Below are 17,064 nucleotides of genomic sequence, written 5' to 3' on the forward strand. Positions count from 1 at the left end.
CAACCGGCCGTCCCCTCAGGGGTCTCTCAGACGTGATGGAAACACCCACCATGGCGCCCGCGCCCCCGGGGCACGCGGAGCTGTTCGCCGCGCACTACCAGTCGCTCGTACGGCTGGCGGGTCTGCTGGGCGCGGACGACCCCGAGGACATCGCCCAGGAGGCGTTCGCCAGGCTGCACTCCCGCCGCCTGCGTGACGAGGGCGCCGCACTCGGCTACCTGCGTTCGACCGTCTGCAACCTGACCCGCAACCGGCTGCGGCACCTGCGCATCATGCGCCTGCGCCGTCCCGAGCCGCCCGAGCACGCCCGCAGCAGCGAGCATGCCGTCCTGGTGGCGGAGGAGCACCGCGAGCTGCTGACCGCCCTCGACGCGCTGCCGCGCCGTCAGCGCGAGGCGCTGATCCTGCGCTACTGGCTCGACCTGTCCGAACGAGAGATCGCCGAGGCCATGGGCGTGACGCCCGGCTCGGTGAAGACGCACGCCAGCCGCGGCCTCGCCGCCCTCAGGGGGAAGCTGTGAACGACCTCGAAGAGCGCCTGCGCGCCGCCCTCGACGCCAGGGCCCAGACCTACGAGACCAGCCCGACCGCCTGGCTGCGCGTGCAGGAGCGCAGGCGCGGGCCGCTGCGCCGGTGGGGGGTGGTGCTGGTCGCGCTGCCCGTCGCGCTGGTCGCCCTGCTCGTGCCCGTCCTGCTCGGCGGGTTCCAGGACCGTCAGGTGACGATGGGACCTCCGCCCAAGCCGACCCCCGTCGGCCAGGCGCTGGTCATCGACAACCCGGCCGAGAACCGGCCGATGCGCCTGTGGTTCGCCAGGAACCATGAGGGCGCGCTCGTCTTCTGCCGCGACATCCAGTACGCCGGCGGCGCGGGCACGAGCGGGTGCGGCGACGACCTGGCCCGCCATGAGGGTGACGCCGCCTGGCGGGAGGGCAGCACGGAGTCGGTGCCGCCGCGCGAGAACGTCCTCGTCTACGGCGCGGCCCGCGAGAACGTCGCGAAGGTGACGGCGGTGACCAAGGACGGCAAGCGGCTCGACGGCGCGCTGTACCGGCCCTCGGGAGCGCCGCTTCAGGCCTGGACCGTCACCCATCCCTCCACCCAGCGGATCGGCCACTACGAGTTCGCCGGCGCCGACGGCTCCGTCCTGGCGCGGGTGGAGTCGCAGGCCGCCATGCTGCCCGAGTCCGCCCAGGGCAAACCCGCCGGTCCCGCGGTGGAGATGAAGGGGATGAGCGTGCGGCCCTACCTCACGCCCGACAGGACACTCATCTGGACCAGGGGCGGCCGCGAGGTCGGACTCAATTTCGTCAGGGCCAAGGACCTGATGACCGACATGGGCGGCAAGCGCTACCCGGTGGAGCTGAGGGTCAACGGCGACCGCTGGTTCGGCATCGCCCGTAAGGGCACGGCGAAGGTCACGCTGGCCCGCAAGGGCGGCGCTTCCCTGGAGGCCACGGTCAGGACCGACCCGTGGAAGGTGGGCGTCAGCCTGTTCGCCGGCGAGCTGCCAGGCTCCGGCGACCCCTACCTCGAGGGCTTCGAGCTGGTTGGCAGCGACTCCTCCGGCAAGGTGCTCTGGCGGGAGGACCATCCCGCCGACCGGCCCAAGTGGGACCCGCACCCGCCGATCGGCGAGGTGGTCACGATCGGCGCCGCCAAGGTGTGGTTCAGCAAGGTGACGCTCGCCGACGGCAGGACCTGGGACGGCCTGTGCCGCTCGGTGCCCGGCAAGGCGACCACCTGCGACGCCTTCCAGCCGATCGCCACCCACTACGCCCACCGCCTGCCCGACCTCGGCACGATCGCGATCGGCGTGGCAGGAACCGGCATCACCCAGGTGACGGCGGAGAAGTCCGGCACCAAGGGGACCATCCACGCCCCCGCGGGCGCGCCGCTGAAGATCTGGGCGGTCCCCTACCAGGGCGGGATGGAGTCGTTCAACCTGCGCGACCCCGCCGGTGATCTCGGCATCTCGATCGGCGGCGTGGCGCCCTCCGGCTGCTCGGCCTCCCCTCCGGTCGGCAGGGCCGCCACGCTGGCAGGCGGGGTCACCGTCACCCACCAGGACGGCTGCCTGATCATGTGGCGGGAAGGACAGCAGACCACCGTCGAGATGCGGGACTTCGAGGACGCCACCTACACTCACGGCGACGAGATCTTCGCCGGCATCGCGATCAAGGGCACGGCCCGGGTCGAGATGGTCTACCAGGACGGATCCCGTCTGGTCGCGGCGGCGACCACGCCCGACCCGTGGGGCCTCGGCCTCGTGCTGTTCTCCACGCCGTCGAAGAAGGCCGAGGGGGGAGCTCTCGTCATCGGCTACGACGCCGCAGGCAAGGAGTTCTGGCGACTGGACTAGATCCCGAGAGAGCGGTAGCGCGCGAGGCGGGCAGGCAACCTGTCCGCCTTCGGCGTCTCCAGCAGTCGTGCGATCTCGAACTCCAGCGCCCTGGCCACCCGCTCGCAGAAGGCCCTCGGCTCGTAGGCGGCGTCGGGCTCCTCGGGGATGATCCTGTCCACGATGCCGTCACGCCGCAGGTCGGTGGCGCGCACCCCCTGCGCCTGAGCGATCTCGGGGGCGAAGTCCACGCTGCGGTAGAGGATCGCCGAGGCGCCCTCCGGCGGGAGCGGCGACAGCCAGGCGTGCTGGGCGGCCAGCACCCTGTCGGCCGGCAGCAGGGCCAGCGCCCCTCCGCCCGCGCCCTCGCCGAGCAGCAGGCAGACGGTCGGGGCGTCGAGCATGACGAGGTCGGCGAGGGAGCGGGCGATCTCGGCGGCCAGCCCGCCCTCCTCCGCGGCCTTCGACATCGCGGCCCCTGCCGTGTCGATCACGGTGACGAGCGGGAGGCCCAGCTCGGCGGCCAGCCGCATGCCGCGCCTGGCCACCCGGAGCCCGGCGGGGCCGAGCGGCGCTATCGCGCGCTGCCTGCGCCGGTCCTGGCCGAGCACGACGGCGGGCGCGGCGCCGAACCTGGCCAGGGCGAGCAGCAGCCCTGGATCGGCCTCGCCCTCGCCGGTGCCGTTCAGCGGGGTGACGTCCGTGGCGGCGAGCTTGAGCAGGGTCCTGATGCCCGGCCTGTCGTCGCGGCGCGAGCGGGTGATGGCGTCCCACGCCTCGACGGGGCGCAGTGCCTCCTCCGGCGCCTGCCCCGCGACCAGGCCCTCCTTCTCGGCCGCGAGGACGGTCAGCGCCCTGATCGCCACCTCGCGGGCGTCCTCGGCCGAGACGACGGCGTCGACCAGACCGTGCGCGAACAGGTTCTCCGCCACCTGGACGCCCTCGGGGAAGGCGTAGCCGTGCAGCGACTCGAACACCCTGGGCCCGAGGAAGCCGATCAGCGCGCCAGGCTCGGCCGCGGTCACATGACCCAGCGAGCCCCAGCTGGCGAAGACACCGCCGGTCGTGGGATGGCGCAGGTAGACGATGTACGGCAGGCCCGCGTCGCGGTGCCGCTGCACCGCCACCGTGATCTTGACCATCTGCGCGAAGGCGAGCGCGCCCTCCTGCATGCGCGTGCCTCCCGAGGCGGGCGAGGCCAGCAGCGGCAGCCTCTCGCGGGTGGCGCGCTCGACCGCCAGCACCAGCCGCTCGGCCGCGGCGACGCCGATGGAGCCGGCCATGAAGGCGAACTCGCAGGCCACGATGGCCACCCTGTGACCGCCGAGGAAGCCCTCACCGGTGATCACCGACTCGTCGAACCCGGTCTTGGCCCGCGCGGCGGCCAGCTCGTCGGCGTAGGAGGAGCCGGACACGGCGGGGTCGGCGGGCGGCGTGTCCCATGACTTCCACGACCCCTTGTCGAGGACCGTCTCGATGAGAGTGCGCGCATCCGGCCGGCTCACCACTGCTCCCCTGCTGTCGACGAGTGCTGCAATGTTGACGCGCGGATCACCGTTCCCGTTCCGCCAACCACGAAAGCACGGCCTCGCCGTCCTGCCCGAGGGCCGGAGGGGCGGTGTGCCGCGCCTGCGGGGCGCCGTCGAAGCGCAGGGGCGGTCCCGGCAGCTCGATCGTGCCGAGCACGGGGTGCTCCACCTCCACGACCAGCCCCTGGGAACGGGTCTGCTCCCATGTGTACACCTCATCCAGCGTGCGGATGGCGCCCGCGGGCACGCCCAGGTCGGCCAGCGCGGTCAGCCAGTCGTCCCTGTCGCGACGGGCGAGCGACTTCTCCATCTGTGCGATCAACTCGTCCCTGTGCGCGAGTCTCTGCCTGTTCGTCGCATACTTCGCGTCATCGGGGTCGATGTCCAGCAAGGTGGCCACCTTGCGCCACTGGCCGTCGTTGGCGGCGGCGATCTGCAGCATGCCGTCGGCGCAGCGGAATGCGCCGTAGGGGGCGATGGAGGCGTGGTGGTTGCCGCCCGCGACCGGGACCGTGCCGCCGACCGTCCAGGCCGTGCCGTGGTAGGAGTGCACGCCCGCCACGGCGGCCAGCAGGGAGGTGCGCACGACCTCTCCCCTGCCGGTGCGCTCGCGCGCGTAGAGGGCGGCGACCACGCCGTAGGCGCCGTGGATGCCGGCCAGCAGGTCGGCGATGGAGGCACCCACCCGGTACGGCTCGTCCTTGGACGGCCCCGTGAGCGACATGAGCCCGGCCTCGCCCTGGGCGATCTGGTCGTAGCCCGGCCTGCCGCCCTCGGGGCCGTCGTGGCCGAAGCCGGTGATCGACAGGATCACCAGGCGCGGGTTGAGCTCGTGCAGCCGCCCGACAGGGAAGCCCAGGCGGTCGAGCACGCCGGTGCGGAAGTTCTCGATCAGGACGTCGCTCTGCCGTACCAGCCGCTCGACGAGCCGTCTGCCCTCGTCCGACTTCAGGTCGACGGCGATGGACTGCTTGTTGCGGTTGGCCGCCAGGAAGTAGGTGGAGATGTCGTGGTCAGGGCCGACGAAGGGCGGGCCCCACCCGCGTGACTCGTCGCCGCCGCCCGGATGCTCGACCTTGATCACTCTGGCGCCCAGGTCGCCGAGCATCTGGGCGGCGTGCGGCCCGGCCAGGGCCCTGGACAGGTCGAGGACGACGATGTCGCCGAGGGGTCCGCGCAAGATCAACCTCCTGTGATGGTCGCCGAGCCTACGGCTTTCTAGCCTTTCAGGCGAGAGCCCGCACTCGACAGTCAGGTCCCCGTTCCGGCGTGGCAGGATCTGGTGCGTGGACCACCTGGTGAAACGCGTCATGGACCGGCCGCCCTCCTGCGGCGGGACCAGGGTGGTCGCCGTCGACGGGCCCGCGGGTTCGGGCAAGACCACGTTCGCGGCGCGGCTGGGGCGGGCGCTCGGCGCCCAGATCGTGCACAGTGACGACTTCCCCGTGCCGTGGGAGGAGGGCCCTGGGCCCTGGTTCGCCGCGCTGGAGGAGCAGGTGCTGCGTCCCCTCGCCTCGGGCAGGGCGGGCGCCTTCCGCCGCTACGACTGGGTGCGCGGGGCCTACGCCGAGCTCGTGAGCGTGCCCGTCGCGCCCGTGCTCGTCATCGAGGGCGTCGGGACCGCCCGCCGTACCCCGCTGGTGGCCTTCAGGGTGTGGGTCGAGGTGCCGAGGCCGGTGCGCCTGGCCAGGGTACTGGAGCGGGACGGGCCCGAGCTGGAGCGGCGGTGGCTGGCGTGGTTCGAGGCGGAGGAGCGGTGGTTCGCCGAGGACGGCACCAGGGAGGGGGCCGATGCCGTCCTCGACGGCACGCGTCACTGACCGGCCAGCCCCGTGTGCGCGACGCCGCGGATGATATGACGCTGGAACAGCACGAAGACCACGAACCGCACGGCGGGGAAGCGCGCCATGCTGAACGGCGTCTTGGCCAGCTTGAACGTCGTGGTCTCCCAGTCGCCGTTCCGCAGGAAGGCCGCCTGGCCGTTCTGGAAGGCGGCGACCGAGGCGCCGTAGTCGGTGTTCGGGTCGCACACGCCCTCCTCGCCCTCGGTGGGCGCGAGCCTGCCGTCGGCGCCCAGCAGCCCCGCCTTCTCGGCCAGGTCGGTGTTGGAGTACTGCACCATCGGGTGGGCGTCGAACGGCACCGCGTACAGCACGCCGTCGATGTGGGCGCGTTCCCAGATGGGCGGGCTGAAGTCCTCGGGCCTCAGCCCGTTCTCGGCCAGCAGGTCGACGTTGATCGGGTCGAGGATCTGGCCGGGGCCGATCCCCGGCAGGCGGGCGAGGTGGAAGGTGGCGACATCGGGAGAGCGACCGCCGGATCCGGCCAGGGGACTTCGGCCGCGCCCCCCGATGGCGCGGGATCACTGGCGGGCGAGGCGGATGACGTTCCAGGAGACGGCGGGCAGCGTGATCTCGAGCTTGCCGTCGGTCAGGCGGGCATCGGCGTTGGCGCGCGGCGCCACCGCGTCAGGGGTGTCGGCGCTGTTGCGGGCGTAGGGGTCGGGGCCCGACAGGGTGGTGACCTCCTCCAGCCGGAGCGCGCCGAGGGAGCGCAGGTCGGCGGTGAGGGTCAGTGGCTGGTCCACCGAGCGGTTGACCGCGAACACGGTGGTGAACTCCCCGTCGTGGGTGGCGACGGCGTCGAGCGCGGCGACCTCGCCGAACCTGCTGGTCTCGTGGACAGGGGAGGTGGTCTCGACCCGCAGGACGTCGCCCGTGGCGTAGGCGGCGGCCTGGGCGAAGGGGTGGAAGGTGGTCTGCTTCCACGCGCGCCCGCCCGGCTCGGTCATGATCGGGGCGATCACGTTGACGAGCTGGGCCAGGCAGGCGGAGGTGACGCGGTCGCTGTGGCGCAGCAGCGAGATCAGCAGGCCGCCGAGCGTCACGGCGTCGGCCAGGTGGTAGTGGTCCTCGAGCAGCGGAGGGGCGACCGGCCATCCGGTCATGGGCTCGGCGTTCTGGTAGCGCGACAGGTACCAGACGTTCCACTCGTCGAAGGAGATGTTGATCTTCTTCTTGCTCTTGAGCCTGGCGCCGACGCTGTCGGCGGTGGCCACCACGGAGTCGATGAAGTGGTCCATGTCCATGGCCGAGGCCAGGAAGCTGGCCAGGTCGCCGTCGTGCTCCTCGTAGTAGGCGTGACAGGAGATGAAGTCGACGACGTCGTAGGTCTCCTCCAGCACGGTGGCCTCCCACGCGCCGAAGGTCGGCATGCTGGAGCCCGAGCTGCCGCAGGCCACCAGTTCGAGGCCCGGGTCGAGCATGCGCATCGCCCTGCCGGTCTCGGCGGCGAGCCTGCCGTACTCCCTGGCGCTCTTGTGGCCGATCTGCCAGGGGCCGTCCATCTCGTTGCCGAGACACCACATGCGGACGGCGTGCGGCTCCTTGGCGCCGTTGGCGACCCGCAGGTCCGACAGGTGGGTGCCCGCGTCGATGTTGCAGTACTCCAGGAGGTCGAGGGCGGATTCGATGCCCCTGGTGCCGAGGTTGACCGCCATCATCGGCTCGACGCCCGCCTTGCGGCACCAGGCCATGAACTCCTCCAGGCCGAACTCGTTGGTCTCGGTGGAGTGCCAGGCGAGGTCCAGCCTGGTGGGACGCTGCTCGCGCGGGCCCGTGCCGTCCTCCCACCGGTAGCCGGAGACGAAGTTGCCACCGGGGTAGCGGACACTGGTCGCCCCCAGCTGCCTGGTCAGGTAGAGCACGTCCTGGCGGAAGCCGTCCCGGTCCGCGGTAGGGTGCGTGGGCTCGTAGATCCCTGTGTAGACACAGCGGCCGAGGTGCTCGACGAAGGTGCCGAAGGTGCGGCGGTGCACGGGGGCCACCCGGAAGGCGGGATCCAGAGTGAGGTGCGCGGTCAGCACTGAGCTTCTCCTAGATGAACTGATGTTAGCGTTAACATTTGGTACTGTTAACGCTCACTTGGAGACGAGTGTTAACGCTGTGTCTCGTGGGGTCAACCCCTTGTTCAGTCGAGGTGGCCGACCTCGTTGAACGACACAAGCTCGAGGCGCCCGTCCGGCGCGGCCCACGTCGAGACGGAGGCGTTCCTGATCGGGGCGTGGACGTCGACGGCCGCCAGGTCGGCGTCGTGCGCCTGCTCGATGACGTGGCGCAGGACCAGCACCACCGAGTCGTGGGCGACGATCAGCACGCGCCGCCGCTCGCCGCTCGAGACCAGGTCGGCCAGGAAGTCCCTGAGCCTGACCGCCACGTCGCCGAACGACTCGCCGCCAGGCGGGCGGTAGCCGTACTCGCCCTGGGCCAGCATCCGCGCCACCTCGTCGGGGAAGCGCTGCTCCAGCGCGGCCAGGTTGTAGTAGCGCAGCTCGCCCCACTCCCTGTCGCGCAGCCGCGCGTCGACGCTCACGGGAAGCGGAGGGGCGCCCCATGCCCGCTGGGCGACCCTCCAGGTCTCCTTGGCCCGCAGGTACGGCGAGCACCACACGACCTCGGGCGCCTCCTCCGGAGGAAGCGCTGCCAGGTGCCTGCCCAGGGCCGCGGCCTGCGCGCGCCCCAGCGCGGTCAGCGCGATCTCGTCGTCGCCAGGCTCGTAGAAGAGCGGGACGCCGATCGCCTCCTGGAAGGCGAGGTTGGCCTCGCTCTGGCCGTGTCGTACCGCGATGATCCGCCGGGGCCCGGTCATATGATCATTCTGCCCCCGCCGGCACCTGCGCACCTGAAAAGCGGTGAAAGCAGTTCAATTCGCTGGGCGCGGCCCTGGACGGAAGCTGACCGGCGAGGCGTCGAGCGCGCAGGTGACCGTCGACGTCGCCGACGACCACCCGCAGGCCGAACCGACGAGCCGCACGGCGAAGCGGGGCCCGCGGTACGCCTCGGCGCTCGGGCCGTCCCGAGACGCGGGCGAAGAGCGCCTACTCCCAGGTGACGACAGACACCTCGACGGGGTCGGCCTCGATCCTGACGAACCTGACCCACGAATACCGACCCCCTTTGGTCCTGGCGCAGAACTCGTCTCCATCGCTCATGGTGGACCGAGCCGTTCGGTGGCTGTAGGCGGTGACCGCGGTGCATGCGTTGTAGTCGGGACCCCCACTTGTGGGGGCGGCATCTCCCTCCCATTCGACGCTGTTCCGATCGACGTTGAGATTGTCGCCGTATGCCGGGCCAACGCCCCAGTTCAACTCCAGAGAGTCAAGGTGGATGCCGTAGCCAGGCCCGAGAGTGACCGTTCGACCCTCTTGGGTGGCATTGCGAGTCTCAGGTTGAGGCGAGGCGCCGGTGGCCGGCGCGGGAGAAGCGGTCTCGACGCCGGTAGGGCGCGAGCCTGACGTCGTGGCTGAGTGAGGCCCGGCGGTCCGGGTGCTCGCGCCGCCCGCGGCCGATGGCGCTTCGGGCAGCGGGAACCCGAGGGCGCCCCACAGCCCGAGGGCCGCCGCCACCACCGCGGTGAAGGCGACCAGGAACTGCGCCGTGGAGCTCAGTCCGTTGATCCATCGACGGAACCGGCTCGGGCGCTCTGCTGGTTGCTGGGAAGAGGGCGGCTCGGACACCCGGTGCTCCTATGGACGAATCGGCGGCTGGGATCAGCCCCGACCGTAGGGCCGAGCCCTTGCATGCGGCTTACAAAAAGTATTCGGACAGTCACATATCGTAGTTTTTCGGCTTCTATGGCCACTTGCACCTTCGGAGCACCTCCCGCACGCGACAACGCCTCCATGGAGCACCGAAGGTGGGCGGCGACAGTCCGGTTCCCTCGGGGGGGCCGGGGCGCTTCCCCGGCGAGGAGGGAGCTGACAGAATTACGGCCATGACCGTATCTTGGCGGGCAGCGGCTCTGGCCCTCTTACTCGCCCTCACCCCCGCAGTCCCGGCCCAGGCCGAAACCGCCGCCGCACCGCCCACCGGGTGCGGTTTCAAGAACCTCGGCACGATGCCGCTCACCGGCGCCACCACGGCGGGCACCGCGCTCGACGCGACCCACCCCGACGGCCCCCGCGTCTACTCGGTGACCTCCAGCGCCTCGGGCCCCGCGATGCTCGGCATCAGGAAGGCGGGCGACGGCAGCCTCATCGCCGAACGCCCCCTTCCCCTCGCCCTCGGCTCATGGGCGGTGACCGTCGCCCCCGACCACGCCGTGTACGTCGGCAGCTACAACGCCACCGCGGGCGCGATGGGCCGGCTGTTCCGCTACGACCCCGCCGCCGACCAGGTCAGGGAGCTCGGCATGGCCGCGCCTGGCGAGTCGTTCGTGTGGACCGTCGCGGCCTCCCCCGACGGCAGGTCCGTCTACGCGGGAACCTCGCCCAACGGCAAGCTCGTCCGCTACGACACCGCGACGGGCCAGATCACCGACCTGGGCAGCCCGGTTCCCGGCGAGCAGTACCTCAGAGACCTGGCCGTCGCCGAGGACGGCACGGTCTACGCCGGCGTCGGCGCGCAGAACATGAAGGTCGCCGTCATCGGCCAGGACGGCACCACCCTGCGCGTCATCGACCCGCCCATCGAGGGCCACGGCTACGCCTACGACGTGGACGTCGTCGGCCGCCACCTGCTCGTGAGGTTCTCCACCTCCACCAACACCAACCCGATGGGCGTCTACGACCTGGAGACCGGCGCCTGGAAGGATGTCGTCGAGGACGTCGACAGCCTCACCGTCGGCGGCGGCAGACACGGCCACCAGGTCCACCTCTTCCAGAACGAGGAGCTCGTCGCCTACGACCTCAAGTCGGGCCAGGTCGTCACCAGGACCGGGTTCACCGACTACGGCGGCGGCGCGGCCAGACCCCTCGGCTGGATCGGCCACACGCTGGTGGGCACGGGCTCCACCGGGCGGATCTGGCACTACGACCGCAACAGCGGCAAGGGCGAGCTGCTGGAGGGCACCCTCACGGGGCAGCCGGTCAGCATCCGATCGATGGCCGTCGGCCCCGACGGCCGCGTCTACGGCGGCGGCTTCTTCACCGGCGGACTGGCCGCCTACGACCCCCGCACCGGCGAGTCGCAGTTCTGGCCCAACGTCGGCCAGAGCGAGGGCATGGTCACCCACCAGGGCAAGCTCTACCTCGGCGTCTACCCGTGGGCCAGGATCTACGAGTGGACGGGCAGCGAACCCAGGCTCCTGCTCAACCTCGCCGAGCACGAGCAGGACCGCCCCTTCGCGATGATCTCGGCAGGCGACTGGCTGGCGTTCGGCACCGTCCCGAAGGTGGGCACGGTCGGCGGCGCGCTCGGCCTGTACGACCCGGCCACCGGCAGGAGCGTCATCAGGCGCAACCTCATCCCCGGCCACAGCATCATCGGCCTGGCCTACCGCGACGGCGTCATCTACGGCACGACCTCCGCCTTCGGCGGCATCAGCACCCCGCAGGACGACGCGGCCGTCGCCTTCGCCTACGACATCGCCACCGACTCCCTGAAGTGGCGGACCAAGCCCGTGGCGGGCGACCTGGCGCTCGGATCGATCACCTTCGACGGCGAAGGCAAGCTGTGGGGCCTGTCCCCCGACGCCCTCTACGAGCTCGACCCCGCCACCGGCGCGACCCTGCGCTCGGTCAAGCACCAGACCTATCCGTGGGCCACCGCCACCCAGGTCTGGCTCGACACCAACATCGAGCTCGGCTCCGACGGCAGGCTGTACGGCAAGGTGCAGGGCAAGGCCTACCGCATCGACAGGGCGACGATGGCGCTGACCCTCATCGCCCGCCCGATCTCGATCCTGCTCAAGGGGCCCGACGGGCACATGTACCTGTCGCGCTTCGAGAACTTCTACACCTACAGGATCTGCTGAGTCACCCCGCCACCCGCTCCAGGTAGCGCCCCGAGTGGAACACCAGCGGCTCACCGCCCGTGCGGTCGAACTGCTCCACCGCGCCGACGAAGATCAGGTGGTCGCCGCCCTCGTGCACGGTCACCGTACGGCAGGCGAAGCTGGCCAGCGTGCCCTCCAGGACGGGCAGCCCGCCCGCCGCCGAGCTGGTCGCCACCCCCGCGAACTTGTCCTCCGCTGGGGTGGCGAACCGGCGCGACAGCTCGTCCTGGCCCGCGGCCAGCACGTTCACCACGAACCTGCCCGCCCGCAGGAACAGGCCCGCGCTGGGCGCCCGCCTCGACAGGCACCACAGCACCAGCGGCGGGTCGAGGGAGACGGAGGTGAAGGAGTTGACCGTCACCCCCGCCCTGCGCCCGTCCTCCAGCGCGGTGGTCACCACCGCCACCCCCGTGGCGTACATGCCGAGCGCCTCCCTCAGCGACCTCATGACAGCGCCGCCAGGTAGGCGTGGGCCTTGGCCGGGTCCATGAACCACTCGGCGAAGTCGGAGGGATCGTCGAAGCCGTTGACGAAACGGGAGGCCACCTGCGGCAGACCGCCCGCCGCGCCCAGCAGTTCGAGCACGTGCGGCGGCGGGGGCGCCAGCAGCGCGTTGGTCCAGGCGGTCGCATGACCGGCGACCTGCCAGTAACGCTCGAAGGCGGCCGTCATCCAGGCCGCGTCGAAGGGCCTGTCGCCGTGCTCCAGCACGCTGTCGAGGTAGGAGGCGGCGCACTTGGCCGCGTTGTTGGCGCCCTGCCCGGTGATCGGGTCGTTGAGCACCACCACGTCGGCCACGCCGAGCACCCGCGCGCCGGAGGGCAGGGTCGCCACGGGCCGCCGCACCACGGGGGCGAAGCGGCCCGACAACACGCCGAGGTCGTCGGTCAGCTCCACGTCCGCGCACCGCTCGGCCTCCCACGGCAGGAAGGTCTCCAGCACCCACCGGCTCCTGGCCAGGTGCTCGGCGGGGGTGCGCACGTCGGCCCAGCAGTCCATGGGCCCGCCTGGCACGCCCTCGAAGACCATGATCTCGCACGGCCCCGACAGGGTCAGCGCGGGGAAGACGAAGTACTCCCCCACCCCCGGGACGAGGTTGAAGCAGACCGCCGAATGATCGGGCCGCGGCGTGAGCCCGTGCACGTAGGTGAGCGCCAGCGCCCGCTGCGGCCTGTCGTACGGCGAGCGCGCCGCGTCACGCTCGAACAGCGAGGCGATCGCCCCCTTGCCCGCGGCCACCATGACCAGGTCGTACTGCGCGGCGTAGGTCTCCAGGTCGGCGACCGTCGCCTCGTGCACGACGAGCTTGCCGCCCAGCCGCTCGAACTCGGCCATCCACGCGGGCATCTTCACCCGCTGGTCGACCGAGTGCGCCGCCGCGTCCAGCCTGGCGGCCCAGTCGATCACGGGACCCTCCGGGCCCGGCACGGTGAAGGAGATGCCCTCGATCGGCGGGCAGGACCCGGCCCACAGGTCGAGGCCGAGGTCGCGCTCATGGCCGAGGGCGGTTCCGAACATGGCCTGGCTGGAGGTCACCCGCCCGTCGCGGATCTCCTCCGGCGAGCGATCGGTGACGACGGTGACGTCGTAGCCGTTCTTCAGCAGTCCGACGGCCAGGTGGAGGCCGGCCTGCCCGGCGCCGACGATCAGGATTCCGCGCATGGTGAGGCTTCCCTTCAGGGGATGGAGTGGATGAGGGTGGATCGGTCAGGCGCCTGGTGAAACCGTACGGGCGAGGGGGAGGCTCGGGCCATCCGCTCAGCGCGGATCCCGTCCGCCTGGCGCACGATCTCCGCGCAACGTGGCCGACGGCGGCTGTCCGAAGCGCTGCCTGTAGGCCGCGGCGAATCGCCCCTGATGGGTGAAGCCCCAGCCGGCGGCCACCGCCGTGACCGTACGGTGCGCGGGGTCACAGGCGAGGAGTTCCTCGTGCACTCTGACCAGCCGCACCTCCCGCAGGTACGACATGGGGGTGTGGCCGAGGTGGCGGCGGAAGCCTTCCTGCAGCGAGCGCCCGCTGACGGCCACGGCGCGCGCCACCTGCTCGGTCGTCAGCGGCTCGTGGGCGTGCTCCCTGATGAACTGCGCCGCCCTTCCCACCACCTTGGGCAGCGCGGGCGGGCAGGGAGCGAGCAGCCGTTCCCTGTAGGTGGAGGGCTGCATGGTCAGCAGCGAGGTGAGCATGGCGCTCTCGAGGTGCGCGACGGCCAGCGGCTGGGCGGCCAGGCCGTCGTCGTGCTCGGCCTCCGCGACGATCAGGTCCACCATGCCGCGCCAGGCCCGCGCCCAGCCGGCCGTCAGGTCGAGGCCGAGGTCGAAGACGAGCGGCCGGTCCATCGGCGCGCCGAGCAGCTGCTCCAGCGCCCTTTCCACCGCGGCCCGCTCGAACTTGACGATGAGCTGCGGGCAGCCCGCCGCCCACCGCATGTCCAGGTACTCGGTCGGCGAGGGCAGCGAGGCCAGCACGGGCGTGGAGACGATCTCCTGGCCGCCGCAGCGGATGAGGCTGCGGCCCGCGAGCGGGATCTGGACCAGGAAGAACGACTCCAGCTCGCCCGGCTCGATCCGCACATCCGCGGCGTAGTCGAGGTAGCTGATCCGCACCGCGCCCAGCTGCGCCGAGTTGAACCTGGCGTTCAGCAGGGCGAAGTCGCCCGTCAGGTCGAGGCGATGCGGGCAGAACACCCGCGCCACCTGCTCGCGCACCTCGTCCAGGTCGGCGCTGGCGAACAGCGGCCTGTTTCCCAGCAGGACCTTCTCCCGCATCTGCGACGCTCCCGCGCTCCGGTACCGGTGTCGCGGCGATCATGACGGCAGGCGCGGGAGGTCGTCCACGTACTTGTGCACACAGGCGGCGTGGACGCCTTTACAAAGTAAGTCTCACTCCTGCAGCACCTTGGCGAGGGCCTCGGCGATGTCGCTCGCGCGGGCGGGGTCGTCCATGAGCATCGACTGGCGGACCCAGACGACGTTCTCCGAGGCCGCCTGCGTGGCGGGGCACGGCTCGGCGCGGGCGCCCGCCTCGGTGAGGGCGCTCATCGTGCCGAGGGGCGGGTAGCCGGAGTCGAGCGGGACGCCCTCCGCGGCCATGGCCGACAGCAGGAAGGACCTGTCGATCGGGGTGTCGAAGCGGAGCATCAGCAGGTGGCGGGAGTCGCGGGTGGTGCCCTGCGGCTGCGGGACCAAACCGACCGGCAGCCCGCCCGCTGCCAGCTCGCGCTCCAGCGCGGCGCAGAAGGCCTCGCGCCGGTCGAGCTCGGCCTCCAGCCGGTCGAGCCAGGGCAGCAGCAGGGCGGCCTGGATCTCGGTGAGGCGCAGGTTCCAGCCGACGGTCGGGTGACCGTACCACTGGCCGCCGAGCTTGCGGCCGAGGTTGCAGACCGACCAGATCGCCTCGTAGGCCGACTCCTCGCGGCAGACGATGAGGCCGCCCTCCCCCGCGGTCATCGCCTTGCTGGCCTGGAAGCTGTAGACGCCCGCGTCGCCGAGGCCGCCGATGGGACGGCCGCGGTAGGTGGCGCCGTGGGCCTGCGCGGCGTCCTCGACGACGACCAGGCCGTAGTCGGCGGCCAGGTCGTTGATCGGGTCCATGTCGGCGGGGCTGCCCGCCAGGTGGACGGGCATGACGGCGGTGGTCCTCGAGGTGATCGCCGCTTCCACCGCGGCCGTGGACAGGTGCAGGTCCACGGGGTCGACGTCGACGATGACGGGGGTGGCGCCGGTGAGCAGGACCGAGGTGGCCGAGGCCACGAAGGTGTAGGCGGGGATGACGACCTCGTCGCCGGGGCCCACGCCGAGGCCGCGCAGGGCGGCGAAGAGGCCGAGCGTGGCGTTGCCCACCGCCACGCCGTACGGCACGCCGGACAGCGCCGCGAAGGCGGTGGTCAGGTCGGAGACGACGCTGCCGCCCTGGGTGGCGCCCCACAGGCCGCTCTCCAGCACGTCGGTGACGAGCTTGCGCTGGGCGTCGTCGATGGGCGGCGGCCAGGAGGGCCAGGGGGCGGTACGGACGGGGGCGCCGCCGTGGATGGCGAGGGTCACGCTTGACCTCCAAGGATTCGGGCCAGGTTGCCGCCCTGGATGAGCGCCCTGTCGGCCTCGTCGAGCGGCGCAAGGGCGATACGGCCGTAGCCGACGCGCAGGTCCAGGAAGCAGGAGTCGGAGCCGAACAGCACCCGGTCGGCGCCCGCCAGCTCGGCCAGGCGGGCGATCCAGCGGCCCGTCATCTTCGAGCCGCAGGTCTCCAGGTAGAGGTTCGGGTGGTCGGCCGCCAGGCGGGCGGCGCGGGTGAAGCCGTAGGGCCACAGGCCGGTGTGGCCCATGAGCAGCGGCACACCGGGGTGGCGGGCGGCGACGACGGCGAACTGGGCGGGGTCGCTCCACGGCGAGTCGGTCTGCCCGTGGGCCAGGACCGGCAGGCCGAGCTCCCACACCGGGTCGTAGCGGGGGTCGTCGAGCGGGCACTGGTGGACGTCGGGGTGGATCTTGACGCCCCAGACGCCCTCGGTGACGAGCCGGTTGCGGTGGTGGGGGTTGTAGACCTGCCAGACGCCGAACCTGCCCGGGTGCCGTTCGGCGGCCTCGAAGGCCAGGCGGTTGCCGCCCTGCGCGTCGGGGCCGACGCCGAGCAGGTGGCTGATGCCCATGGCGTCGATGCCGAGCCTGTCCATGAGGCTGACCAGGCCGTCGGCGGTCGGGTCGGGGATGAGGAAGTCGGGCCATGAGCCGACGTGGCCGTGCGCGTCGAGGATCACAGCAGGTCGCCTCCCGTGGCGATGAGCTCGACGTCCTTTTCGGGCAGTTCCAGGTGGTCGAGCAGGAAACGGGGCCCGCAGTCGTCGAGGACGGGCGCGCCGGTGCCCCAGACCAGCCGGCGGGCGCCGAACCTCTCGGCCAGCCACTCCACCGCGCGCTGGGTGTTGACGGTGCCGATCTCCAGCCAGATGTTCGGCGCCTCCGACATGAGCTCGGCGATCGCGCGCAGCCTGCGGTAGCCGGGGTTGAGCAGCAGGACCCTCAGCTCCGGCAGCCGCGTGGTGAGCGCGAGCAGCTGGGCGGGTGAGGTCTCCTCCAGGTCGACGGCGACGACGGCGTCGGTGGCGGCCAGCCAGCGCAGGGCGACCGGTCCCGTGAGGTCGAACCTGTGCCGTTCGGGGCACAGCCGCACCATCGCGACCTGCCACGAGGGGATCGGCGCGAACGCCTCGGGGACGACGACGGGGACGGGGACCAGCCTCGGGTCGTCGAGCGCGAAGAGCGCCTGGTTGCCCGCGTGGGCGTCGGAGTAGAGGCTCAGCGTGTGGGTCACGTAGGCTCGCTCGACGCCCAGGCGGTCCATCTCGGGCCGCGGGTCCTCCGGCAGGTCGTCGAAGGGCACGGGCCCGATCAGGCGGTGCGCGTCAATCAATTTCGGCACAGACC

At 71.8% G+C, this 17,064-nt stretch carries 15 protein-coding genes; 4 read left to right on the plus strand and 11 right to left on the minus strand.

Features of this window, described 5'->3' with window-relative positions; all coding sequences use genetic code 11:
* Positions 1 to 50 precede the first annotated feature (50 nt).
* Both ABFX55_RS07105 and ABFX55_RS07110 read left to right on the plus strand, forming a co-directional pair.
* Positions 51 to 521: a sigma-70 family RNA polymerase sigma factor gene (locus tag ABFX55_RS07105; protein WP_346118799.1), complete on the plus strand. Its 471-nt coding sequence runs from the start codon at positions 51 to 53 to the stop codon at positions 519 to 521.
* Entirely contained in the window at positions 518 to 2,362 is a 1,845-nt protein-coding gene (locus ABFX55_RS07110) for a hypothetical protein (protein ID WP_346118801.1), read from the plus strand. The genes ABFX55_RS07105 and ABFX55_RS07110 overlap by 4 nt, the downstream gene beginning before the upstream one ends.
* On the opposite strand, the gene ABFX55_RS07115 is transcribed toward ABFX55_RS07110, so the two are convergent.
* Together ABFX55_RS07115 and ABFX55_RS07120 are read right to left on the minus strand one after the other, a co-directional pair.
* The gene (locus tag ABFX55_RS07115; protein WP_346118803.1) at positions 2,359 to 3,849 is read right to left on the minus strand and encodes a carboxyl transferase domain-containing protein; all 1,491 of its coding nucleotides are present in this window, start codon (positions 3,847 to 3,849) and stop codon (positions 2,359 to 2,361) included. The genes ABFX55_RS07110 and ABFX55_RS07115 overlap by 4 nt on opposite strands.
* Before the next feature lie 43 nt (positions 3,850 to 3,892).
* On the minus strand, positions 3,893 to 5,050 hold the full coding sequence (locus ABFX55_RS07120; protein WP_346118805.1) for a CaiB/BaiF CoA transferase family protein: 1,158 nt from the start codon (positions 5,048 to 5,050) through the stop codon (positions 3,893 to 3,895).
* A 106-nt stretch (positions 5,051 to 5,156) separates the two neighbouring features.
* Here ABFX55_RS07120 and ABFX55_RS07125 point away from each other — a divergent pair, with 106 nt between their 5' ends.
* The gene (locus tag ABFX55_RS07125; protein WP_346118807.1) at positions 5,157 to 5,690 is read left to right on the plus strand and encodes a uridine kinase family protein; all 534 of its coding nucleotides are present in this window, start codon (positions 5,157 to 5,159) and stop codon (positions 5,688 to 5,690) included.
* Here ABFX55_RS07125 and ABFX55_RS07130 read toward each other — a convergent pair.
* The 3 genes from ABFX55_RS07130 to ABFX55_RS07140 all read right to left on the minus strand — a co-directional run bounded on the left by ABFX55_RS07130 (position 5,684) and on the right by ABFX55_RS07140 (position 8,517).
* On the minus strand, positions 5,684 to 6,025 hold the full coding sequence (locus ABFX55_RS07130) for a hypothetical protein (protein ID WP_346118808.1): 342 nt from the start codon (positions 6,023 to 6,025) through the stop codon (positions 5,684 to 5,686). The genes ABFX55_RS07125 and ABFX55_RS07130 overlap by 7 nt on opposite strands.
* Before the next feature lie 207 nt (positions 6,026 to 6,232).
* Positions 6,233 to 7,735: an arabinosylfuranosidase ArfA gene (gene arfA, locus ABFX55_RS07135; RefSeq protein WP_346118810.1), complete on the minus strand. Its 1,503-nt coding sequence runs from the start codon at positions 7,733 to 7,735 to the stop codon at positions 6,233 to 6,235.
* Positions 7,736 to 7,839: 104 nt separating this feature from the next.
* Complete coding sequence (locus ABFX55_RS07140; RefSeq protein WP_346118811.1) at positions 7,840 to 8,517, minus strand: histidine phosphatase family protein; 678 nt, start codon at positions 8,515 to 8,517, stop codon at positions 7,840 to 7,842.
* Between the two features lie 1,125 nt (positions 8,518 to 9,642).
* On the opposite strand from ABFX55_RS07140, the gene ABFX55_RS07145 reads away from it, so the two are divergent.
* Positions 9,643 to 11,622, plus strand: a complete 1,980-nt coding sequence (locus ABFX55_RS07145; protein WP_346118813.1) for a hypothetical protein — start codon at positions 9,643 to 9,645, stop codon at positions 11,620 to 11,622.
* Position 11,623: 1 nt separating this feature from the next.
* Here the strand turns inward: ABFX55_RS07145 and ABFX55_RS07150 are convergent, their stop codons facing one another.
* The 6 genes from ABFX55_RS07150 to ABFX55_RS07175 all read right to left on the minus strand — a co-directional run bounded on the left by ABFX55_RS07150 (position 11,624) and on the right by ABFX55_RS07175 (position 17,059).
* On the minus strand, positions 11,624 to 12,091 hold the full coding sequence (locus tag ABFX55_RS07150; protein ID WP_346118815.1) for a flavin reductase family protein: 468 nt from the start codon (positions 12,089 to 12,091) through the stop codon (positions 11,624 to 11,626).
* Positions 12,088 to 13,305 carry a styrene monooxygenase/indole monooxygenase family protein gene (locus ABFX55_RS07155; RefSeq protein WP_346118817.1) on the minus strand — a complete coding sequence of 406 codons (1,218 nt, stop codon included), beginning with the start codon at positions 13,303 to 13,305 and terminating at the stop codon, positions 12,088 to 12,090. Before ABFX55_RS07155 ends, ABFX55_RS07150 begins: the two co-directional genes overlap by 4 nt.
* Positions 13,306 to 13,401: 96 nt before the next feature.
* The gene (locus ABFX55_RS07160) at positions 13,402 to 14,409 is read right to left on the minus strand and encodes an AraC family transcriptional regulator (RefSeq protein ID WP_346118819.1); all 1,008 of its coding nucleotides are present in this window, start codon (positions 14,407 to 14,409) and stop codon (positions 13,402 to 13,404) included.
* Positions 14,410 to 14,523: 114 nt separating this feature from the next.
* Positions 14,524 to 15,684: a DegT/DnrJ/EryC1/StrS family aminotransferase gene (locus ABFX55_RS07165; protein ID WP_346118821.1), complete on the minus strand. Its 1,161-nt coding sequence runs from the start codon at positions 15,682 to 15,684 to the stop codon at positions 14,524 to 14,526.
* Positions 15,681 to 16,397, minus strand: coding sequence for an amidohydrolase family protein (locus ABFX55_RS07170; protein WP_346118823.1), 717 nt, complete (start codon positions 16,395 to 16,397; stop codon positions 15,681 to 15,683). Before ABFX55_RS07170 ends, ABFX55_RS07165 begins: the two co-directional genes overlap by 4 nt.
* Positions 16,394 to 17,059 (minus strand): amidohydrolase family protein, encoded by a 666-nt coding sequence (locus ABFX55_RS07175; RefSeq protein ID WP_346118824.1) that lies wholly within the window; start codon positions 17,057 to 17,059, stop codon positions 16,394 to 16,396. The genes ABFX55_RS07170 and ABFX55_RS07175 overlap by 4 nt, the downstream gene beginning before the upstream one ends.
* Positions 17,060 to 17,064: the final 5 nt, after the last annotated feature.

It is taken from the genome of Nonomuraea roseola, assembly GCF_039535395.1.
GTDB classification, from domain to species: Bacteria; Actinomycetota; Actinomycetes; order Streptosporangiales; family Streptosporangiaceae; genus Nonomuraea; species Nonomuraea roseola.